The organism is Rhodococcus sp. C-2 (genome assembly GCF_027854095.1).
Taxonomy (GTDB): domain Bacteria; phylum Actinomycetota; class Actinomycetes; order Mycobacteriales; family Mycobacteriaceae; genus Rhodococcus_F; species Rhodococcus_F qingshengii.
The window spans coordinates 45562-67850 of record NZ_JAQGFI010000013.1 but is presented as its reverse complement, the minus strand read 5'-3'; the positions used below and the strand labels follow the sequence as shown (position 1 = coordinate 67850).

Sequence of the window (22289 nt, the reverse complement as noted above, 5' to 3'; positions counted from 1 at the left end):
GAGCGAGACTCGTCTATGTTCACTGCTTCCCACAGGGGTCAAGATTTTGAAACGGAACTCTACCGCGTTGTGTAGCTAACCAACGTCAACCACGAAATCGATCCACTCACAACTAGAATCGAAGAAGCAGCGTAACCATCAAGTCTGCGCCACTGAGAGAAGTATGGCTCAGTTCGGCCGCAGACCTTGAGCACGAATACTAACGGTCACTAACCACAAATCCTTAAACGGCCACTGCCGGGGAGAGTCGTGTTCCAGTTGGACAGCACTAGACGCGCCGTCCAGTTTTCTCGACTCAGGCTGCATGAATTGGGGTCAATGCTGTATCTTCCCTGAACTGCAATCGATCCCATGTGATGACGCTTCTGCCGTAAGTTCTTTCAAGCTCAACAGTCAGGACTTCCTCACCCACGGACGCCGGCGTTAATTCAAGCGACAAGTAGTCGAACAACTCTCGTTCATGAACAGCGATTACTACCTGACGACCGTTCTGGCGCGTCAGCTGTTTCACCATCGAGGCGAAATTCGAGATATGAAGCTCGTCCATCGACTGAACCGGATCGTCAAATATGATCCAAGGCAGGCGAGACGACGCCGCGAAGTGCAAGGCGACGAAGAGTGACAGGGCCGCGGTGTTGAGATTTCCATGACTTAGCATGGCCGCGGGGCTGGCCGCCTCAAGACCATCGCGATGAATCGTTTCGATTTCCACCGTGTCTTGCCTGGACCCTGCCGGTATCGCCTTGAACTGCGGAACGAAGGGCTCGGATGGCACAAGGGCACTAAAGATTTTGGCCCACAACCCATTCAACTGTTCACCAAATACCCGACTAGAAATAGCTGTCCGTAGACGCTCGGCGTCCTTGCGCAAATCCGAGGCGACTTCCTTCCTTCGTTTCGCTTCTCCGAATTGGCGTGCGAGTGCCTGAATACCTGTGTCCACCTCTGCAACAGCTGCGTTCTCGGCTTCAAGGCTTGCGACCGCCGCAGATAACGATTCACTTAGACGGTTCACATCTGACAGTCGATTCTTTGCCACACTGCCTTCATTTATCACTGCCTGCGCCACCGATTTAAGGGACGCAATTCTTTGAGTAATAAGGCCCGTTGGAGACTCGACCCGGAGCAGGTCCGCAACCCCGATGAGTTCTGCCAAACATTCGTCCAAGAGCGTGCGCTTGCGGATTGATGATGCTTGGGTCGCCCGCAGACGCGCAACCTCATCGACCGCAACCTGGCCTGCCTCAGCTATTGGCTCCAATGATCTGAGCACTGCGGCCCTGGCTGTTGCATCGCGTATTTGGCTCTCGATAACCGCTCGGTCAAGACGTGTGATTTGCGTCTCGATATCTTGAAGCTGCGCCGCGATACTACTGCGCTCGCCATTCAATCGGGCCCTCGCGCGTTCCGCTTCCAGGAGCCTGGCGGCATCCTGATTGAGTGACTCGACCTTTGAGATCACACTTCCGCGAAGGGAACCGGGGGGTCCGACATGCTGACTGCATACCGGACACCGGTCGCCATCGACGTGATCAAGAATGGAAACGAGCAAGGAAGCAAGCTCAGCTGACGCGGAACTGCTCGATGTCTCATTCCAGCGCAAATTATGGTCATAAAGTCGACGATCGGCATCTGCAAGCGACTCTTGAGTTCTCACTAATTGTTGAGTGAAATCATCGAGAGTGACCAAACGGCGCCGAGCCTCATCCGCAGCCGCATCAAGGTCAGAAACTTTTGACCTCAATTCCCGCAGAACCATCGACGGTTCGGGCTCATTCCTAACGCTATCTCTGCCAGTCGCGGTTGCGAACCACTCGACGAGCGGTACAGAGCGCGACGAACGCCACTCTGCCAGGCGAGCTTCGGACGAGGATATCTCAGACAAGTCCTGAGCATCATTCGGATCTGTGCTAAGCAAGCGCTCTTGACTGACGGTGGATTCAATGGCATCTAAACGAAGAAGCGCCTCCCTCGACTGAGCTGATTCCTTAGCACGCAATGCCTCGGCCTCAATCAGCGCATTGATCGCAAGGTCGACGTCCTCGTCTGCGACTTCCTCTTCGTCAATCCCCAGATTTTTCGTCAATTTCGCGCGTAGGTCTTTCACCAGTGCCGCCGCAGCATTCTGGGTGGTCGCTGCGGCCCCTTTCTCCTTTTTCAGGGCTTCGAGTCGACGTTCAGCAGCGGTCCAATTCCAGCTGAGCTTCTCAACTCGCGCGATATGTTTTGTCGATTGCAATCCATCAATCAGCGCATCAATCGCGTCCAGACCAAGGATCTCCTTGACGAAACGCGCGAGAGGAGTAACCGCACCGCGATTCTCCTTGGCTGCGTACACTTCAAAGAGTCGACCGAGCGTCGCTTGGGGCAAGAAGCAACGTTCTACGAATGTCTGGGCCATTTGCCCGGCAAGCAGGGGTGTGCAATCAACTCCTGTCGCATTCAACACCGCGCTGCCGAAGTTACCCTCTGCAAGCCCGAACGTCTCGATGGAGACTAAGCCAGATTTCGATCCGCGATGGTTGAGATGTTTACGATACGTGTCATCGCCGAGACGATCGAGATAGGAAATCGTTCCTGTGGTCGCCAGTTCGAGCGCTGATAAGAGACTTGTCTTTCCAGCACCATTAGGGCCGTGTACAAGAACAATCCCCGCATCAAGTGGAATTTTCCACTCCCCCGAGATGCTCCGGAAGTCGCGAATCAGAAGCGATTTGAGAGCCGGACGTGTCATTGAGTTCTCCCCTCGCCAAAGACTTGATCCAACCATTCCCGGAACTCGGACTCAACTTGCTCAGCACCCCGCTGCGCCGCCTCGATCAGAGATGTACGCTTGTTTACGTCATTGCCAGACTGGTTTCGTTCAAGTAATTCGTCAAGCGAATCGTGAGCAATCTCTGAACCAGTTTCGAAGACGAGCGGTAATATCGGCGCAAGTTCGCGTTGCACGTGATCTGGATGCGTTATCAGAAGCACCCTAGCCAATCGCAAAAAGTCTTCGGTTGGCACTCTTGCTGCAGCATGATCATGCAAGATTATCGCGGTCAGTGGACGACGTGACCCCACTTGATCAAGCGCCCGCGCCACACGCTCAACCAGCCAGTACCCGCGTTGCAATTGTTCGGATGTCCCCTCGGTCGCGTCCACAACAACAATGAGGTCAAGTGACCCCGGCCCACCTACGTAAGAGGCAATCACATCGAAGGGCACTCCTGCGACGACAAGAGAACTGCCGATCGATTTGAACCCACCCCCGAGCATTGCGACGTCGATCGCCGTCAGAGTCGCCGTCCTATCTGCAGTCGACATTATGCGGATACCTCAGCACGGAACGCGCCCATCAAATCGATGGGATCCGCGGCGAATTTCGCCAAGTCTGACAACCACACGGAACGCCTCGCATTTTTGACCTTGCGCCCGCTTCCGATACCGCGTCCAATACCCCGTGACAGCGCCGGAGCCTCGTCACCTGTCGCCTGAATGACCACCAGTTCACCCGATTCCAAAGCCCACAGATCCGTACCTTTGAGCGAGTTCGTAGCCTCCCAGTCCTTCGTGACCACGAATTTTAGCGGCGTGGCCGTCGCCCTAGCCGGAGTCAACTCGATCACACCGCCTTCACTAGCCAAACCGGTCCTCAGAGTGAGTGCCCAATAGCCTTGCTCACATCCAAGCCCGAGCAATCCGAGCGCAACGGCCAACTCCGATATTCGGAGATTCTTAAATTCCTCCCCAGCACCGTTCTTTAGACTCTTGCCATAGACCGGCATATACTCCCCGGACATAAGTCCATCCGCTGGGCGGAAGTATCGTCTCGTCAGTGCGGACACCCCTGAGCGGAGAAGTTCGACAAGCCGGTCGAGGTCGGATTCGGCCTCGTCCGCGATGTGAGCCTCAAGTCGCGTCAACCCCACCTTAAGTTGCTCAACCACCTTCGCCGATACCGCGAAGGCATGGGCATAATCAACGCCAATCATGAACTTCTCAATTACGAGGTGAAGCACCCCCGCACCAAGCAACGGCCCTGAGTACATCCCTGCTGCCGACGCAGCGCAGATCTCCGGCCTATTCTGCGGGTATTCGTCCCCATAGACTGCACTGAGCAGCGCTTTCTGGCTAGCATTGACCTGTGGTTCAGCAAATATGTAGGCAGGAGCAGAAATGTCCCATGTCCACGGGATGTCCTGACTCGCAGCAGCTATCTGCACAAGGACGTTGTAGTCCTGGGCCGAAAACCCAAGCATCAGAGACTTGCGATCCTTAGCGACCGCCCGCACCTCACTGACAACGCGACTGTAGATGCTGCTATTCAACCAGATAGCGATATCGTTGGTCTGCGAAACCAGGTACTCTCGATATGAGACATCTTCTCGTGCCATTACGGCACATCCGTGCTGCTTCACGAGCATTGTCGCACCACGAGCAGTTCGAAACGACTCGTTGGTCATAAGGACGCCAAGTAACGGGGGTTGCCCTCGACCACTGGACTCGTCGACAGCTTTCTCGATCAAACCATCCCAATTTGTAGTGACGATCTTTTCGATGATGCCTTCATGTAAGAGGTATGCGATCAATCGATGTTGCGCGCCAGGCTGCAGCGTCAGTGCACCGTAAGTTTCGCGTACATCGATAGCCTCCCAAAGGAGGTAATCCGATGGGTGCTGACCGACCTCGGTTCCAAGAATCGAACTGTAGGAATTGACGAGCGCCGCGAGGTCGCCTGGAATGGCCCAATTGGCTGGGTCGGCACGGAAGGCCACAAGCTCGTGTGGAAGGTGTTCTGCGACAATCTCTTCCAACGCTCGCCGATGATCTTCACCCTCGGCGGGGTCATTGATACGACGCTGCAGGAAATCCAGGACACTCCAAAGGAGCTTCTTCAAGCCCGGAACCAGGCCATACGAGACACCGGAACCAACCCACAGCACCCGGTCAGCGGTTGAGAGGTCTTCAAGCAATCCAGGTGACTGCCTGCGTAATAGAGCGAGAGCTTCACCGATCGACATTTTGCCCGGGTCACCGGTCACGCCATGCTCCTCTGTGAATCTGTTCGGGGCGGGGCTACGGGGCACCCATTCAATTCGCTCTTACCGTACCGAGCATGAGCCCGCACCACCACATAATCGATTTGTCAGGCAGCGCGAGTGTTGTCTCCTCCGACAGCGCAATTCCGGTTAGACAAGAACCGTGACCTATTGGACTTGGCCGTGCGCCTGATGGCGAAATGACCGGACGCACGATGACCCTGAGAGATATTCGTGCGTCTTCCACTTTGGCGGAGGATCTGCCACCCAAATGAATCGAGCTGGCTTTCAGATTTAGACGTTGAAGCGGAACTCCACCACATCGCCGTCGGCCATGACGTATTCCTTGCCCTCCATGCGGACCTTGCCGGCAGCCTTGGCTGCGGCCATGGAACCGGCCTCGACGAGGTCGTCGAAGGACACGATTTCAGCCTTGATGAAGCCGCGCTCGAAGTCGGTGTGAATGACGCCGGCAGCCTGGGGAGCGGTGTCACCCTTGTGGATGGTCCAGGCGCGAGCTTCCTTCGGACCAGCCGTCAGGTAAGTCTGCAGTCCGAGGGTGTGGAAGCCGGTGCGTGCAAGCGCGTGCAGGCCGGGCTCGGTCTGACCGATCGAGTCGAGCATTTCCTGGCGATCTTCCTCGTCCAGCTCGAGCAGTTCCTGCTCGACCTTCGCGTCGAGGAACACAGCGTCGGCCGGTGCGACGGATGCGCGCAATTCCGCAACCTTCGCTGCGTCGGTGAGCACAGACTCGTCGGCGTTGAAGACGTACAGGAAGGGCTTGGTGGTGAGCAGGCTCAGTTCACGCAGCAGCGAGAAGTCGAGCTTGTCCTTGACGCTGAAGAGCGTCGTGCCCTCGTTGAGGAAGGCCTGAGCCTTGAGTGCCTCGTCGTGGGCCGGCTTGAGCTCCTTGTTCTTGCGAGCTTCCTTGTCCAGACGCGGGAGAGCCTTCTCCAAGGTCTGCATGTCGGCGATCACGAGTTCGGTCTCGATGACCTCGATATCGGAGGCCGGGTCGACCTTGCCGTCGACGTGGATGACGTCGTCGTCGGCGAAGACGCGAACTACCTGGCAGATGGCGTCCGCTTCACGGATGTTGGCCAGGAACTTGTTACCCAGGCCTGCGCCCTCGGACGCTCCCTTGACGATGCCGGCAATGTCGACGAACGACACGGTCGCGGGGAGGATGCGCTCGGAGCCGAAGATCTCGGCGAGCTTCTGCAGCCGCGGATCGGGCAGCTCGACCAGACCGACGTTGGGTTCGATGGTCGCGAACGGGTAGTTCGCTGCCAACACGTCGTTGTTGGTCAGTGCATTGAAAAGGGTGGACTTGCCGACGTTGGGCAGTCCGACGATTCCGAGGGTAAGGCTCACGGTCTGTGGATTCTACGGCCTCGCGGCGACGTGACGGGTACTCGCCCCACCGTCACGTCGCGGCAGGTGATCAGTTGTAGGTATACGAATCGACGGATGACACGATCGCAACCAGGAAGATGACGTAGAACGCGATGAACAACACCCAGCAGATGACGGCTATGAGGAGCGAAATCTGCCCGAGCTTCTTCACCCGCTCGGACGCGTACTGCGCGCCCTGGTGATCGCCCATCGCCCACTTCGGGTAGATGTCGTGGAGATGGTTGAACGCGGCGAACGCGATAGGCCAGAAGAAGATGATCGACGCGACGGCCCATCCCGCGTTGGACTTCGGCGGACCGTACTGAGGCGCCGCGTACGTGGGAGCGGCACTGTACTGCTGAGTCGCGCTGTACTGCTGACCGGTCGGATACTGCTGTCCGGCTGAGTACTGCGGGTCGGTCGGGTACTGCTGGCCCGTCGGATACTCCTGGCCTGCTGAATATTGCTGACCGGCTGAATACTGCTGGCCCGCCGGATACTGCTGTTCCTTCGGATACTGCTGCTCCTTCGGATCCTGCGGGTCGGTCGGATATTGCGGTTCGGTCATGATTCCCCCAAAGAGTCGGATTCGGTTCTCTATCGCAGAACCTAGTGGAGACTTACCGCTGCCGTGTCACAGTGAGCGCCTACGCTCTCGAGGTGACTCGGATGCTGATCGTGCTCTTGATATGGATAGTGGGTCTCGGCACCGCCGCGCTCGCAATTGTCGCCTCGCCCGGATGGTGGGTGATCGCTGTCGTCACTCTCGCGCTGGCGGCGATGGGCACCTACGACCTCACTCAGAAGTCCCATAGCATCCTCCGTAACTATCCGGTCCTGGGGCACGCGCGATTCCTCCTCGAGAAGATTCGACCGGAGATCCAGCAGTACTTCGTCGAATCATCCACCGATGGAATGCCATTCGATCGCGAAACGCGAGATCTGGTTTACGAGCGGGCAAAGGGAACACTGGCGGAAGAGCCCTTCGGGACCGAGCGCGACGTCAATGCGATCGGCTACGAGTTCATGACGCATTCGATTCGCGCACGGACCGCCCCCGACACCGTTCCGCGAGTTCGCCTCGGCGGACGCGATTGCACGAAGCCGTACGACATCGCTCTCTTGAACGTCTCCGCGATGAGCTTCGGGTCGTTGTCCGCCAACGCAATCGAGGCCCTCAACGCCGGCGCAGCCAAAGGCGGTTTCGCTCACGACACCGGTGAAGGCGCGATCAGTCCGTATCACCGCAAACACGGCGGCGATCTGATCTGGGAAATCGCTTCGGGATACTTCGGATGCCGGACCGAGGACGGCCGATTCGATCCTGACCGTTTTGCCGAGCGCGCAGGCTCCGACCAGGTGAAGGCCATTTCGATCAAGCTCTCGCAAGGTGCGAAACCCGGGTTGGGTGGCGTGCTTCCCGGAGTCAAGGTCTCCCCCGAAATCGCCGAAACCCGCGGGGTACCCGTCGGCCAGACTGTGATTTCGCCACCCGCGCACACCGCGTTCAGCACCCCGGTCGAACTGGTCGATTTCATCGCGACCCTGCGAAAACTGTCGGGAGGCAAGCCGGTCGGGATGAAACTGTGCGTCGGCTCGCGTCGTGAATTCCTCGGAATCTGCAAGGCGATGATCGAACGCGGCATCACGCCCGACTTCATCATCGTGGACGGTTCCGAAGGCGGCACCGGCGCAGGTCCGGTGGAGTTCGAGGACCACATGGGCATGCCGTTGACCGAGGGCCTGATGCTGGTGCACAACGCTCTGGTGGGAACTGGTTTGCGCCCTCTCGTGAAAGTCGGCGCTTCCGGAAAGGTGGCGAGCGGTTCCGACATCGTCAAACGCATCATCCAGGGCGCAGACTTCACGATGGCGGCCCGCGCAATGATGTTCGCAGTGGGCTGCATTCAGGCCCAGATGTGCCACACCAACCGCTGCCCGGTCGGCGTTGCCACTCAGGATCCGGCACGCACCCGCGCACTCGACATCCCCGACAAGAGCGAGCGCGTCTACCGATTCCAGAAGGCAACCGTCGCCAGCGCGCAACAGATGATCGCGTCGATGGGCATCGATTCCTTCGACCAACTGCAACCGGGAATGCTCAACCGCCGCGTCGACGGTCTCACCACTCGCACCTATGCCGACCTGTTCGACTGGCTGATGCCGGGCGAACTGCTCGACTCCCCGCCGCAGAGCTGGCTCACCGATTGGATCGACGCCGACGCTCACCGATTCTGACGTCGGTCGACTCCCGCGTTTCAGATCGCGCGGATTCACCCTCCTGGTCCTACAGTGACAGATGGCCCGCTGTGACGGCGGCCACACGTGCACTAGTGGACGGAGTTCGACGATGAGCTTGACGACTGCGCCGGAACCAAATGTCGAGTACCTGAAAACCGATCCTGACCTGCCACCTGTCGGCGTCATCGACAAAACACCCATCTCCACGACTGCGCGCGTCGTCTTCCTTGTTCTCGGACTGGTCGGCGCGGGCGCCTGGTACATGATTGCGATCGTCCGCGGTGAACACATCAGCGCTGTGTGGTTCGTGTTGGCCGCAATCTGTACCTATCTGATCGCCTACCGCTTCTATGCGCGGTTGATCGAACGCAAAATCGTCAAGCCTCGCGACGACGTCGCCACTCCCGCCGAGATCATGGAGAACGGCGCCGACTACATGCCGACCGACCGTCGGGTGCTGTTCGGTCACCACTTCGCGGCAATTGCCGGTGCCGGCCCCCTGGTCGGACCCGTGTTGGCCGCGCAGATGGGATATCTTCCGGGAACGATCTGGATCATCGTCGGCGTCGTGTTCGCCGGGGCGGTGCAGGACTTCATGGTCCTGTGGATCTCGTCGAAGCGCCGCGGGCGCAGCCTCGGTCAGATGGCCCGCGAAGAACTCGGCCTTGTCGGCGGCGTCGCCGCACTGATCGGCGTGTTCGTCATCATGATCATCCTCATCGCGGTGCTCGGACTTGTGGTCGTCAATGCGCTCGCCGAGTCCCCGTGGGGAGTGTTCTCGATCGCGATGACCATCCCCATCGCGCTGTTCATGGGCGTGTACCTGCGGTATCTGCGGCCGGGCAAGGTTTCCGAGGTCTCCTTGATCGGCGTCGTCCTGCTTCTCCTTGCCATCGTCTCCGGTGGTTGGGTTGCCGATACCGGTTGGGGCGCAGACTGGTTCACACTCTCGAAGGTCACCATCGCGTGGCTGATGATCGCGTACGGATTCGCCGCATCGGTGCTGCCGGTCTGGCTGCTCCTGGCACCGCGCGACTACTTGTCGACGTTCATGAAGGTCGGCACCATCGCGCTGCTGGCCATCGGAATTCTGGTCGCACGACCCGCGCTGAACATGCCGGCAGTGACGCCGTTCGCCTCCAACGGCGAAGGCCCGGCCTTTGCCGGTTCACTGTTCCCGTTCCTGTTCATCACCATTGCCTGTGGCGCGCTCTCGGGCTTCCACGCACTGATCGCGTCAGGTACGACGCCAAAGCTGCTCGAGAAGGAAAGCCAGACCAAGATGATCGGGTACGGCGGCATGCTGACCGAATCGTTTGTCGCGATCATGGCTCTGGTCACCGCCTGCATCCTCGATCAGCACCTGTACTTCGCACTCAACGCTCCCGCGGCACTGACCGGTGGAACACCGGAAACCGCAGCCGAATACGTCAACAATCTGCCCCTCGGCACTGCCCCCATCACACCGGACGTGCTGACTCAGGCAGCCGAGGCCGTCGGCGAAGAATCGATCATCTCGCGAACCGGCGGCGCCCCGACGCTCGCGTTCGGAATGTCCGAAGTGCTCAGCGACGTCTTCGGCGGCGACTCGCTGAAATCGTTCTGGTACCACTTCGCGATCATGTTCGAGGCGCTCTTCATCCTCACCACGATCGATGCCGGCACCCGCGTCGCTCGATTCATGCTCTCCGACTCGCTCGGCAACTTCGGCGGTCCGGCGAAGAAGTTCAAGGACCCGTCGTGGCGCATCGGCGCGTGGCTGTGCTCGCTGATCGTCGTCGCTGCCTGGGGCGCGATTCTGCTCATGGGTGTCACCGATCCGCTGGGCGGAATCAACACACTCTTCCCGCTCTTCGGCATCGCCAACCAGCTACTCGCCGCGATCGCACTGACGGTGGTCATGACGATCGTCATGAAGAAGGGCCTGTTCAAATGGGCCTGGATTCCCGGCGTGCCGCTGGTGTGGGACCTGGTCGTAACCATGACCGCGTCGTACCAGAAGATCTTCTCCGACAACCCCGCGATCGGGTACTGGGCTCAGCACAACGTGTTCAAGGACGCGAAGGCTGCCGGCGAGACGGCGCACGGTTCCGCGAAGACTCCGGAAGCCATCGATGCCGTCATTCGCAACACCTTCATCCAGGGCACGTTGTCGATCATCTTCGCGTCACTGGTGATCGTCGTGGTCATCGCCGGGATCATCGTATGTGCCAAGGCAATCCGAGCGGGCGGGCTGCCGACCACCGAGTCCCCGGAAGAACCGTCGAAAATCTTCGGACCCGCCAGCTTCATTCCGACGCCCGCGGAGAAGGAAATCCAGAAAGAATGGGACGAGCTGATCAAAGCCGGGAAAGTCCGGGCGCCCGGCGCCGCACACGGAGGTGGGCACTGACCATGACGACGGCGACCATGACGGCAAAACTCACCACAGCGTTCCGCGGAACGCTGTGGTGGGTTCGCTCGGTGATGGGTGATCTCGACTATCAGCGCTACGTCGAGCACACCCGACGCCACCACGCCGACTCACCGGTGATCAGCGAACGAGAGTTCTGGCGCCGCCGACACGCAGCAGCCGACGCCAACCCAGGCGCCCGCTGCTGCTGAATCCGGTCAGGGGCAGGTGGCCTTCGCGAGTTCGTAAATGTGGCCGGCCTGCTCGTCGGTGGGCTTGTTGCCGTTGTTCTCGGCCAGGTCGGTGATCTTGGTCTTGACCTCCGCCTCGTCCGTGCCGTTGGCGACCTCGGTACACGTGGTCGTCAAGATCTCCTCGATGTCTGCGTCGTCGCGGTTCTCCGCCAACGGTGCGTAAGCCCCACGGAACGTGGCGACGAACAGCGCCGTCTTGCCCTGATCGATGGCGTTGCCCGCTGACTGTTTCGCCGTCTCGAGCGCCTGTTGCCCGCTCGTGACTGCCTCGCTGATCTTGTTCTGCGCGTTGTCCTGATCCTCGGTGCTACACGCGGTGAGCCCGAGAACGACGATTGCTGCTGCCCCGACTGCTGCTGCGATTCTCATGACGGAAATGTTAGTCCGATCAGCATGCTTCAAAACACAGTATTGCAGCGCAACACACGAGTTATCGCATGCAGTCGTTACGATCAGCTCAGCTAGATCACCGGATTCGCACATCGGCGAGGAGATCCCTGCGCCGACGGAAAGGACGATCAGTGAGCGAGCAAGACAAGGGGACGTCCGCAGTGGTGCGCAAGCGCGACCGCGGCGAGATCATCGGGCAAGGGGGTATGTGGCTCGCAAAATGGTCGTTGGTGTTGGCGTCGATTTCGCTGGGCGCCTGGATTTTCGGCTGGCTGATCGAAAAGCTCTGGGTCATCATCCTGCCGGTGGCTCTGGCTATCGTTGTTGCGACAGTCATGTGGCCGCCGACCCGCGGCATGATCAAGCGCGGGATGCCACCGGCCGCGGCAGCCGGCATCACCCTGGTGCTCTCGATCGGAATCCTGGCCGGTGTGATCGCCGGTATCGTTCCGTCAGTGGTCAGCCAGGCCCCCGAGCTCGCGAACAAGACCACCGAGGGCATCAACCAGGTTCAGGACTGGCTCCAGGGTCCGCCGCTGAACCTGAAGGACGACCAGATCGACAACGCCGTCCATGCCGTCATCACCAAGGTGCAGGAAAGTGGAACCGCCATCGCTTCAGGCGTTTTCAGCGGCGTGAGCACAGCGAGCTCGTTGTTGGTCACGCTCGGTTTGGTCCTGATTCTCGCTTTCTTCTTCATCAAGGACGGACCGAGGTTCATCCCCTGGCTCCACGCTGTCGGCGGCGGCCGTGCCGGTCGGCATCTCGAAGAGGTCCTCACCCGCATGTGGGACACGCTCGGCGGATTCATCAGGACACAAGCACTGGTGAGTCTGATCGACGCGGTCTTCATCGGCGCCGGACTGCTGATACTCGGGGTCCCGCTGGCACCGGTGCTGGCAATTCTCACGTTCATCGGTGGCTTCATCCCGATCGTCGGTGCCTTTGTCGCCGGCGCCCTGGCCGTGTTGGTTGCGCTGGTGGCCAACGGTCTCACCACCGCCATCATCGTGTTGATCATCATCCTGGCCGTTCAGCAGATCGAAGGAAACGTCCTTCAGCCTGTGCTGCAGAGCAAGTCGATGAAACTCCACGCCGTCATCGTGCTGCTTGCCGTGGCCGCCGGTAGCTCGCTGTACGGCATCGTCGGCGCGTTCCTCGCAGTGCCCGTCGCCGCTGTGGCAGCAGTTGTCATCCGGTACATCGGCGAGCAGATCGACGAACGCGCAAGCGACAACGAGCCGATGCCCGCCGGCGATGCGTCGGACATCCTCGAGGATCAAGACGACGACGCCGAGTCAGAGGTAGAGAACAAAAAGGCCTGATCAGCCCGCGATCACCTTCACCGAGGAGCCTGCACGTCCGCGAATGACGTGCAGGCGACTCGGGATTCGCTGCCTCATCTCGTCCACGTGACTGACGATGCCCACCACTCGTCCACCGTCGCGAAGCTCGTCCAACACAGCCATCACCGAGTCGAGGGTGTCGGCGTCGAGAGTGCCGAATCCTTCGTCGATGAACATCGTGTCGAGAACGATTCCGCCGGACTCCGCCGCAACCACATCGGCAAGTCCGAGGGCCAAAGACAATGACGCCAAGAATGATTCACCGCCCGAGAGCGTCTTCGCCGAGCGAACGACACCCGTGAAGTCGTCCCGGATGTCGAGCCCCAGACCGCCGCGGCGACCCCGAGAACCTGCCTCGTCACTGTGCACGAACTCGTATCTGCCCCCGGACATCCGCTGCAGCCGAACCGATGCCGACACGGCGATCTCTTCCAACCGCGACGCGAGCACATACGCTCGCAGCGACATCTTGCGACTGTTCTGACCTTTGCCGGCGATCACGTCGGCAAGCGCCGCGAGTTCGTCGTGCAGTTCACGCTCAGGTGCAACCGCTTCGTATGCCTTCTCGAGTTGTCCGCTGAACCGTTCGAGATCCGACACACGGTTCTCGGCCAGGGAAGCAGCTGCAACAGCCGAGTTCACCACCTCGGCGCACTGAAGAGCACGCTCGCGAGGACCGTCGACGTCGACTGTCTCGACTTCGCTCACCGCAACGACCTCGGGGTCGTCGAGGACCGTCCGAGCGGCCACCTCGAGGTCGCGTGCTTTGGCGAGTTCCGTTTCGATCGCTGCGATTCGGGCCGGCGATCTCACCCCTTCGATCGCAGCCTCGACCGAATCGAATCCAGCAGCGGCCGCCGCAGCGGCCAGTTTGGTCGACAGTTCCGCCGATCGCGCCTGCGCACGAACGGCGTCGTCACGCATCTCAGACGCCGCCGAGGCAGCGGAGGCAAGCCTTTCGAACCGCGAGCGCTGAGCAGCGATGGTCGAATCTTCTCCCACCGCAGCGACGATCGCCGCTCGAATCTGCTCGACCGTGGCCGACAGAGTCGTCGTACGCTCGGTCAGTGCCGCCAATTCGGCCGTCAGAGAAGCGGATTCCTGTTGCAGCTCGCCGTCACGCTCGTTGAGATGCCCGAGCTTGTCGGCCAACCCTCCAACCTGACCGGCAGAGTGGGTCGCCTCGTCAACGGCGTTCCGAGCCGCGGCGCGGAGCCTGTCGAGTTCTGCGACGTCGCCGTCCCCGCCGCGGGCGATCACCCGGTCGATGTCACGGTCGACGGTTACCTGGCGGTCGACTACCTTGCTCAGGGCTTTCTCGGCCGCACGCTCGGCTGCGGACGCGACTTCCAGATCGGGCTCGGTGACCGTCACGACATCAGACTGCGCCGGCGCAGGGTGTTCACGCGAACCACACACCTGGCATGGGTCACCGGGCGCGAGTGAACTCGCCAACTCCGCAGCCATGCCCTCGATACGCTTCTGCACGAGGTCGAGCCAGCGCCCGCGAGCACTCTGATGGGCGTCGCGCGCATCCAACACCTGCACACGAATCTTCTCGGCTTGCGCACGCAGAGAGACGAATTCATGAGCCGCTGCCGCAGCATCCGATGCTTTGGCCAGTGCAGCTTCGAGGCCGGGCAGAGCCGCGTGCGCGCGTTGCGCATCCTCCAGTCGTTGGCCGGCCGAGCGCACCATTTCTGGCAGTTGAGTGCGTTCAACCGCGATGGCATCGATGCGCTCGGACAGAGCGTCTCGCCGAACTCCGAGTTTCTCGATCTCGGCTTCTGCCGCATCGGCTCTGCGGGCATCCTCCGCCATTGCGTCCAGGCGAACGATCTCGTCACGCCAGGTCCGGATCCGAGCTACGACGCGTTGACGCTCGTCGTCGGTGGGTGGCCACACCTCCGGCACGAAAATCTCCGGACCGCCCGTTGCGGAGTAGGTCGACATCGCTGCGGTCATCGATTCGACTGCGGCAGCGAGGTGCAAGCCGGCAGCGTCCACATCGCCGGCGACAGCGGCCACCGGCAGTGCGCGCTTGGCTGTCTCGAGTTCAGCGCCGATCACAGCTCTTTGGGCGGCGCCCGTATTGAATGCTGCGAGTTCAGCGGTCGCACGATTACGGCGAGCGACCAGATCTGCGGTTCGCTGCGCAACGGTGAGCACCCGATTAGCCTCGGCTGCTGCATCTTTCGCGGTCACCAGCTCCGCAAGACTTGTATCGCGGGTGTCCTGAGCCTCGGCGAGGAGTTTGCGCGACCATTCCAGTGGGTGTGCCTCGGCGCCTACCTCGAGTCCCGCAGCTGTCTCGACCTTCGCGAGCAGCAGCCGCACGGATTGCTCCCTTGCCGCGAGCGCGGTCGCACTTGCCTTTCGCTTGGCGTCGAACCATGCCTCGACGGAGACAAAACGCTTGGTGTCGAACAGACGCTCGAGCAGTTTGCCTCGCTCGTCACTCTCGGCACGCAGGAATTTGGCGAACTCACCCTGCGGCAAGAGCACCACCTGGAAGAACTGATCAGCGCTCATGCCCATGAGGCGGTTGATCTCGTCACCGATGTCAGGGATGCGCGAAAGATTCTCGCCGCGGCCGTCCAGCCACGTCAGTGTGGCCTTTGCATTCTCTGTGATCGAACCGGTCCCGCGCTTCTTCGGACGCGAATACTCTGGACTACGAACAAGTTTGATTCTGCGACCACTGATGGTCGCTTCGAGTTCCACGCGCGGCACCGAACCGGCGGGCGCGTGATCGGACAACAATCGCTTGCCCTCGTTGCGCGCACCCGGCACCCGCCCGTACAGGGCAAACGCAACCGCGTCGAGGATCGTGGTCTTGCCTGCACCGGTGTCGCCGTGCAGAAGGAACAGCCCGTCTGCACCCAAACGGTCGAAGTCGACTTCGACCGTGTCGGCGAAGGGCCCGAAAGAGCTGACTTCGAGTTTGTGCAGCCTCACGCGGTTTCACTCAGTTCTACCGTGGACTCCTCGGCGCGCGCGGCAGCGCTGAGCGCTTCGGCCATCAGCGTGACCTCACGCTCGGACGGGTCACTACGCACTGCCGAGACAAAGCCGCGGGCGATCTCCATGTCGGATCGACCCCGTACCGCGTCACGGTACTTGAGATCCGATTGCCCTTCCGGCCTTTGCCATTCGAGATGAACGGCAAAGGGAAAACGCGCCTGAAGTTGCCTCATGGCATCGACGGGACGAACCGGATCAGTGAGCAATGCGGAGAGGTAGCACTGCTCGGAATCGGTGTACTTCGACTCACCGAGTAGTTCCTCGAGAGTTCCCGTCACCTGGCTCAGCCCCCGAATGACCGGGAGATCCAGGCGCTGCACCGACGACAGGCCGGCTGCGTCGAGTTCTATCAGCAGCGCCGCCTTACGGTGGCTGCGTTCACCGAACGAATACGGCAACGGTGAACCCGAGTACCGCACACTCTCCGAGAGCATCTGCGGAGAATGCAGGTGTCCGAGGGCGACGTAGTCGACGCCGTCGAACTCGCCCACTGCGACGGTCTCCACTCCGCCGACCGAGATGGAGCGTTCCGATTCAGAGGCCTCACCGCCCACGACGAAGGCATGGGCGAGCAATACCGATCGAGTCGCGGGGTCGGCAGCCGTTCGTTCGGCGAGATCTCGCCGAACACGCGACATGGCCGCTCCGAGGATGTCGGAATGAGTACGAGCCCGGGGCACGTCCAACTCGACGCGCGTGATCTCCGGCTCGAGGTACGGAATCCCGTAAAAGGCGACGGGCCCGAACTGATCGCTCAGCATCACCGGAGTACCGATCTGGCCGACGCGAGTGATCAAGTGCAAGCCGCCGGCAGCGGCAAAGGATGCCCCGGCTCCGAGCCGCACCGCGGAATCGTGATTGCCGGACGTCGCGACGATGACCGCCCCCGCCGCCCGGATTGCCTCGAAGCCTCGATTGCACACGGTGACCGCGTCGGAACTGGGAATCGAGCGGTCGTAGATGTCGCCCGGCACGACCACGACGTCGACGCCGTGTTCACGGACGGAATCTGCGATGGAACCGAGCACACTCGCCTGATCGGCCAACAGATCGACGCCGTGAAAGGTGCGACCTATATGCCAATCGGAGGTGTGCAGAATCTTCATGAATCCGACGGTAGAGCAGCCCACCGACACCGCCGATCTCCCACGCTGACGGCTTCGTCGGTGTGCCCCAACCCACGAGCGTCCGGTGACCCTGCACACAATCCGTCCGGTTCGTTTGACGAAGAACCCGAAACCATCGCGCCATCGCGTCGATAAATGCGCCAGCCACGACCCGCACAAACACGGCCGACAACGCAAGAACCGCTAATGTCGTTATGTGTCTGCAACCCAACGTGCTCGCTCCGGGGTACCGCTGGACAAGCGATCGCTCATCGTGACCGTCCCCGGCCTGCCCTGGTGGGGAGTGATCCTGCTTGCTGCCGGTGTGACCGCCGTCGGCGTACTGATCGATGCCACCGGAGGCGGCGGAGAGCTCACCGCGGTGTTCTCGACGTTCTACTTCCTGGGCTGTCTCTTCGCTGTGGTTGCCGCTTCGAACAAGGCCCTCTTCACCGCGATGGCCCAACCGCCGTTGCTGCTCTTCGCTGCGGTGCCGATCGGGCACACGCTCATCGGCAAGGACAACAGCACCGCGCTGCGCGATATCGCGATCAACATCGCGTACCCGTTGGTCAACCGCTTTCCGATCATGTTGGCCGCAACCGTGGTCGTGCTGATCATCGGTGGCTTCCGGTACTTCCTGCTCAATCAGCGCCCCACCGGGCCCGCGCGCTCGACCCGCTCCCGCCGCTCGGCGGCCACCACTCGTGACTCCTCTGCGGCTGCCACGCGAGAACAACCCGCACCCGAGACCGGGCGTCGACGCAGAGTCTCGGACGCGCCCGTCCCCGGGCCCCCGCGTCGCCGCGCCCCCGAGGTGGACGAGCAGCCCGCCTACCGAAGCACCCCCAGGCGCGAGCCGATCCAGGACGAGCGTCCGCTGCCGCCTCGGAGAAGCCCTCAGCCACCCAGGGTCGATCGCACGCACCAACCGCCTACGCGTCGCCCCCAGCCCGACAGTCGGCCCGTGGCAGACGACGACTACCCGTCGTACGGTCGCCGCCGGGCGCCCGAGCCCACTCCGTCGCCCAGACGTGAGGAGCGGATGGAGCCCTTCTTCGCTTCGGGTGACGACGTATCGCCGCCGCTGCCCCCTCGCCGCCGCCCACCCGGAGTCGATCTTCCCGCGTATCCGCCGCCGCGAGTTCGGTACCGCGATCGCGAAGAGCCCTGAACAGACGCGCCCGGTAGCACAAAAAATGCGGGGCACCTTCCAGATGGAAGGTGCCCCGCATTTTCTTGATTCAGGACGTGCGCGCTGCTCGCAATTCACGGGGAAGGGCGAACACCAGAGTCTCGTTGGCAGTGGTGACGGGTTGAACGTCGTTGTATCCGTGCTCGGCAAGAAGTTCGATCACGCCGCGCACGAGCACCTCGGGTACCGATGCGCCTGACGTGATGCCGACTGTCTGGACACCCTCGAGCCACGCGAGATCGACCTCACGGGCGTAGTCGACCAGGTACGACGCGGCAGCGCCCGCCCCGAGCGCGACCTCGACCAGGCGAACCGAGTTGGACGAGTTCCGCGAACCCACCACGATCACGAGATCGCACTCGGGAGCCATCGCCTTGACCGCGACCTGACGGTTCTGCGTGGCGTAGCAGATGTCGTCGGACGGCGGGTCCTGCAGATTGGGGAAGCGCTCACGCAGGCGCGCGACGGTCTGCATCGTCTCGTCGACGCTCAGTGTGGTCTGGGAAAGCCAGATGACCTTCGACTCGTCACGAACCGTGACCGCGTCGACCGAATCCGGGCCGTCGACGATGGTGACGTGATCGGGAGCCTCACCTGCGGTGCCCTCGACCTCCTCGTGGCCTTCGTGGCCGATGAGCAGAATGTCGTAATCGTCGCGGGCGAATCGCTTCGCTTCCTGGTGCACCTTCGTGACCAGGGGGCACGTCGCGTCGATCGTTCGCAGGTTCCGCTCGGCAGCCGAGTCGTGGACGGCCGGCGACACACCGTGCGCCGAGAACACGAGCAACGATCCCTCGGGAACCTCGTCGGTTTCGTCGACGAAGATCACGCCCTGATCTTCGAGCGTCTCGACGACGTGGCGATTGTGGACGATCTCCTTACGCACGTAGATGGGTGCGCCGTGCTTCTCGAGGGCCTTCTCCACGGTCTCGACCGCGCGGTCGACGCCGGCGCAGTAGCCGCGAGGCTCGGCGAGGAGCACGCGCTTGGCGCTGCCCTTGCGGGTGGACGGCGAATCAGCCGAGTGCGCGATACCGAGATTGAGAGGAACAGCCGAAGACATGTGACCAGCCTACTGGCACCTCGAACGTGAGACACTCCGGCAAACGTGAACACCTCGGTTTCGGGCTCCGATCGAAGGTTCCGAAGTAAACGAGTACGGCCGTCACAGGCAAGTCGGCTACCGATTGTCGGAGCTTTGCGGCAAGCTGTGGGAATGATCCGACCACCGTTCGTGGCGCGCGTTGCCGCGGGACTCGCCGTCACCGCGATGGAAGAGGCAAAGAAGTTGCCCACCACCGCCGTCGCCCTGCCGATGACCGCCGTGAGCCAGATGCTGCAGACAAGCATGCGCGTGCAGCAGTCGATCACCTCGCTGGCGATCAAGGGCGATCAGGCATTTGCACTGATCAACTGGTCTTCCGAGGACGAACAGCCCGAGTGGGCGGTCTTCGACGAAGACGTCGATGCGCCTGCTGACCCGACGCCTTCCACCGGATCGACCACCGCTGACACCCCGACCAACGCCGGTCGCTTCGCGCTCTACTCGCTCGAGCCGACTGCCCCCATCGAGGAACCCGCACCCGTCGCCGAGTCCGAATCCACGGCAGCTACGACGGACGGACCTGCCGAAGAGCCCGAGATCGTCACCGAACTCGACTACCCCAACCTCACACTCGCACAGCTCCGTGCGCGCATCCGGACGCTCAGCATCGACGAGCTGACCGCAGTCCTGGACTACGAGAATGCGACGCTCGCTCGCGCACCGTTCCAGACCATGCTCACTAACCGCATCACCACAGCCAAGGCAAAGTGACTTCCGCAACGCCCCCCGCTTCATCGCAGCGATCGTCCGGCGCCAGTAGCGCTGAGCAGCCGTGGCCGGTCCGCACGGTTTCCGCCAAGGTCGCCGGCTGGATCGATCGGCTCGGCAGTATCTGGGTCGAAGGTCAGATCACCCAGATCAATGCACGCCCCGGCACCCGAACGGCCTTTCTCGTCCTGCGTGATCCGTCGGCAGACATGTCGCTGTCGATCACGTGCTCACCGCAGTTGTTGCACAACTCCCCGGTGCCGTTGACCGAGGGCTCGCGAGTCGTGATGTTCGGCAAGCTCTCGTTCTACACCGGACGCGGAACGGTGTCGTTGCGTGTCACCGAGATTCGCGCCGTGGGTATCGGTGAGCTGCTTGCCCGCATCGAGAGACTGCGCGCCTTGCTCGCCGCCGAGGGCTTGTTCGATCCGCGGCTCAAACGGCCGCTTCCGTTTCTGCCCGGCACGATCGGCCTGATCACGGGCCGAGCCAGTGCGGCCGAGAAGGATGTCGTCTCAGTCGCCCATCGTCGTTGGCCAGCAGTTGCCATCGCAGTGCGTAACACCGCGGTTCAGGGTCCGACTGCTGTTCCCCAGATCATCGAAGCGCTGAAGGAACTCGACGCCAACCCGGTAGTCGACGTCATCATCCTCGCTCGCGGCGGCGGTAGCGTCGAGGATCTCCTGCCGTTTTCCGACGAAGCGCTGTGCCGCGCCATCGTGGCCTGCACGACGCCGATCGTCAGTGCCATCGGACACGAGCCGGACAGCCCGCTCAGTGACCACGTCGCCGACCTGCGCGCAGCCACACCCACGGACGCTGCCAAGCGCGTCGTACCCGACGCGGTTGCGGAAGCTGCCCTGGTTGCGGATCTGCGTGACCGCAGCGCTGCGGCACTGCGCAGCTGGGTCAAGCGTGAGTCTCATCTGATCGAACAGTTGCGCACTCGACCGGTCATGGCATCACCGCTGCTCGCGGTGGACCGTCGCGCCGAGGAGGTCGAAAGGCTCCAAGCCGCCGGGCGACGCGATGTGACTCGGTTGATCGACTCCGAGTCCCGAACGATCGAGCATCTGCGCGCCCGGCTCACCACGCTGGGCCCCGCCGCGACGCTGGCCCGCGGATACGCAGTCGTACAACGTGTTGTCGCCGACGGCGATCCGGAGGTTCTGCGCTCGGTCGAGGACGCGCCACCCGGTACCCAGATTCGAGTTCGACTTGCAGACGGCGCCGTTCGCGCCGCAGTGATGGGAAGAGAAAAATGAGCAACGCCACCGACACCGACATCAACGAGCTCGGCTACGAAGCAGCCCGCGACGAATTGGTGAGCGTCGTGAAGATTCTCGAACAGGGCGGTCTGGACCTCGACGCGTCACTCTCACTGTGGGAGCGAGGCGAAGCGTTGGCCAAGCGCTGTGAAGAGCACTTGGCCGGCGCGAGGGCCCGCGTCGAAAAGGCTCTGGCCGAAGCGGACGAGTAACGTCCGCTCCGACCGCAAATCCTATGGCGTGATCGGCTGCGCTGCGCCGACCTTCTCGGCAAGAATCCGGAACTCTTCCGGCGTCGCCGCGCCCGTGAGCAACAGGCGAACATCCCCGACGTCGGTGACCCAGATCGACTCGACACCTTCGCCGCCGAAGACGTTCCACGTATCGGCACCGACGGTCTCGACTCCGGTCGCGAATCGCTGTCCACCGGCAACATGTGACACCAACGGGAATTCCTCGGCGTTGCTCTGTGTCAGCTGGATGTAGCGACCACTGGTCGTGATGAATCCCACAGTGCTCGAATCTCCGCCGCCGTCGCCGGAGATGATCTTGCGACTGCCGGAGTTCGGAGTCCACCCGTCCGGAACACCGGGATTACGAATGGGAAATCCGAGTTCCTTCGCGTCGTAGTTCAGAGCTGCGTCCACGTCGACGCTCGGGATAGGCCCCTGCGTCGGGCCGCCAGGACTGAACGTGCACTGGCTGGCGATGCCCGCAATGATGATGCAGAACAGCACCAACGGTACGAGAGACCAGACCATGTCTTTGTTGTCTTCGAGAATGCGGGGTTTCTTCGATGCCACACCCCCAGTATCCAGGTACTCCGCAGTAGATACGATTC

Annotated in this window: 18 protein-coding genes; 8 read left to right on the top strand and 10 right to left on the bottom strand. The window is 61.6% G+C overall.

Translation table 11 applies throughout. The features are described 5' to 3' along the window. Positions 1 to 295: 295 nt before the first annotated feature. The 5 genes from PCS43_RS25625 to PCS43_RS25605 all read right to left on the bottom strand — a co-directional run bounded on the left by PCS43_RS25625 (position 296) and on the right by PCS43_RS25605 (position 6987). Positions 296 to 2734, bottom strand: coding sequence for an AAA family ATPase (locus PCS43_RS25625; RefSeq protein WP_058226016.1), 2439 nt, complete (start codon positions 2732 to 2734; stop codon positions 296 to 298). Then, positions 2731 to 3309, bottom strand: a complete 579-nt coding sequence (locus PCS43_RS25620) for a hypothetical protein (RefSeq protein ID WP_058226017.1) — start codon at positions 3307 to 3309, stop codon at positions 2731 to 2733. Before PCS43_RS25620 ends, PCS43_RS25625 begins: the two co-directional genes overlap by 4 nt. Then, positions 3309 to 5027: an SIR2 family protein gene (locus tag PCS43_RS25615; RefSeq protein WP_058226018.1), complete on the bottom strand. Its 1719-nt coding sequence runs from the start codon at positions 5025 to 5027 to the stop codon at positions 3309 to 3311. The genes PCS43_RS25620 and PCS43_RS25615 overlap by 1 nt, the downstream gene beginning before the upstream one ends. Before the next feature lie 291 nt (positions 5028 to 5318). Beyond that, on the bottom strand, positions 5319 to 6398 hold the full coding sequence (ychF, locus tag PCS43_RS25610) for a redox-regulated ATPase YchF (RefSeq protein WP_019744568.1): 1080 nt from the start codon (positions 6396 to 6398) through the stop codon (positions 5319 to 5321). Between the two features lie 70 nt (positions 6399 to 6468). Further along, positions 6469 to 6987, bottom strand: coding sequence for a CD225/dispanin family protein (locus PCS43_RS25605; RefSeq protein WP_020970247.1), 519 nt, complete (start codon positions 6985 to 6987; stop codon positions 6469 to 6471). Between the two features lie 92 nt (positions 6988 to 7079). On the opposite strand from PCS43_RS25605, the gene PCS43_RS25600 reads away from it, so the two are divergent. The 3 genes from PCS43_RS25600 to PCS43_RS25590 all read left to right on the top strand — a co-directional run bounded on the left by PCS43_RS25600 (position 7080) and on the right by PCS43_RS25590 (position 11264). Then, complete coding sequence (locus PCS43_RS25600; RefSeq protein ID WP_037132028.1) at positions 7080 to 8657, top strand: FMN-binding glutamate synthase family protein; 1578 nt, start codon at positions 7080 to 7082, stop codon at positions 8655 to 8657. A gap of 112 nt (positions 8658 to 8769) precedes the next feature. Further along, on the top strand, positions 8770 to 11052 hold the full coding sequence (locus PCS43_RS25595; protein ID WP_007726338.1) for a carbon starvation CstA family protein: 2283 nt from the start codon (positions 8770 to 8772) through the stop codon (positions 11050 to 11052). A 2-nt stretch (positions 11053 to 11054) separates the two neighbouring features. Beyond that, on the top strand, positions 11055 to 11264 hold the full coding sequence (locus tag PCS43_RS25590; RefSeq protein WP_003945213.1) for a YbdD/YjiX family protein: 210 nt from the start codon (positions 11055 to 11057) through the stop codon (positions 11262 to 11264). A 6-nt stretch (positions 11265 to 11270) separates the two neighbouring features. Here PCS43_RS25590 and PCS43_RS25585 read toward each other — a convergent pair whose 3' ends face one another. Continuing rightward, positions 11271 to 11675 carry a hypothetical protein gene (locus PCS43_RS25585; protein ID WP_003945253.1) on the bottom strand — a complete coding sequence of 135 codons (405 nt, stop codon included), beginning with the start codon at positions 11673 to 11675 and terminating at the stop codon, positions 11271 to 11273. A gap of 152 nt (positions 11676 to 11827) precedes the next feature. Between PCS43_RS25585 and PCS43_RS25580 the strand changes: the two genes are divergently transcribed. Next, on the top strand, positions 11828 to 13021 hold the full coding sequence (locus PCS43_RS25580) for an AI-2E family transporter (RefSeq protein ID WP_065455435.1): 1194 nt from the start codon (positions 11828 to 11830) through the stop codon (positions 13019 to 13021). On the opposite strand, the gene PCS43_RS25575 is transcribed toward PCS43_RS25580, so the two are convergent. After that, positions 13022 to 16000 carry an AAA family ATPase gene (locus tag PCS43_RS25575; protein ID WP_058226020.1) on the bottom strand — a complete coding sequence of 993 codons (2979 nt, stop codon included), beginning with the start codon at positions 15998 to 16000 and terminating at the stop codon, positions 13022 to 13024. Next, positions 15997 to 17172 (bottom strand): exonuclease SbcCD subunit D, encoded by a 1176-nt coding sequence (locus PCS43_RS25570; protein ID WP_054826655.1) that lies wholly within the window; start codon positions 17170 to 17172, stop codon positions 15997 to 15999. The genes PCS43_RS25575 and PCS43_RS25570 overlap by 4 nt, the downstream gene beginning before the upstream one ends. Before the next feature lie 217 nt (positions 17173 to 17389). Between PCS43_RS25570 and PCS43_RS25565 the strand changes: the two genes are divergently transcribed. Next, positions 17390 to 18346: a DUF6542 domain-containing protein gene (locus PCS43_RS25565; protein ID WP_042448843.1), complete on the top strand. Its 957-nt coding sequence runs from the start codon at positions 17390 to 17392 to the stop codon at positions 18344 to 18346. 70 nt (positions 18347 to 18416) lie between these two features. On the opposite strand, the gene PCS43_RS25560 is transcribed toward PCS43_RS25565, so the two are convergent. Next, positions 18417 to 19430 (bottom strand): 4-hydroxy-3-methylbut-2-enyl diphosphate reductase, encoded by a 1014-nt coding sequence (locus tag PCS43_RS25560; RefSeq protein WP_003945273.1) that lies wholly within the window; start codon positions 19428 to 19430, stop codon positions 18417 to 18419. Positions 19431 to 19583: 153 nt separating this feature from the next. Between PCS43_RS25560 and PCS43_RS25555 the strand changes: the two genes are divergently transcribed. The 3 genes from PCS43_RS25555 to PCS43_RS25545 are packed head-to-tail and all read left to right on the top strand — an operon-like array spanning position 19584 to position 21660. Then, positions 19584 to 20183: a lipid droplet-associated protein gene (locus tag PCS43_RS25555; protein ID WP_030536251.1), complete on the top strand. Its 600-nt coding sequence runs from the start codon at positions 19584 to 19586 to the stop codon at positions 20181 to 20183. After that, a complete protein-coding gene (gene xseA / locus PCS43_RS25550) occupies positions 20180 to 21445 on the top strand; it encodes an exodeoxyribonuclease VII large subunit (protein WP_003945258.1) in 1266 nt (421 codons plus the stop codon). The genes PCS43_RS25555 and xseA overlap by 4 nt, the downstream gene beginning before the upstream one ends. Further along, positions 21442 to 21660, top strand: coding sequence for an exodeoxyribonuclease VII small subunit (locus tag PCS43_RS25545; RefSeq protein ID WP_003945276.1), 219 nt, complete (start codon positions 21442 to 21444; stop codon positions 21658 to 21660). The genes xseA and PCS43_RS25545 overlap by 4 nt, the downstream gene beginning before the upstream one ends. 21 nt (positions 21661 to 21681) lie before the next feature. Here the strand turns inward: PCS43_RS25545 and PCS43_RS25540 are convergent, their stop codons facing one another. Next, entirely contained in the window at positions 21682 to 22251 is a 570-nt protein-coding gene (locus PCS43_RS25540; protein ID WP_003945206.1) for a DUF4245 domain-containing protein, read from the bottom strand. Between the last annotated feature and the right edge of the window lie 38 nt (positions 22252 to 22289).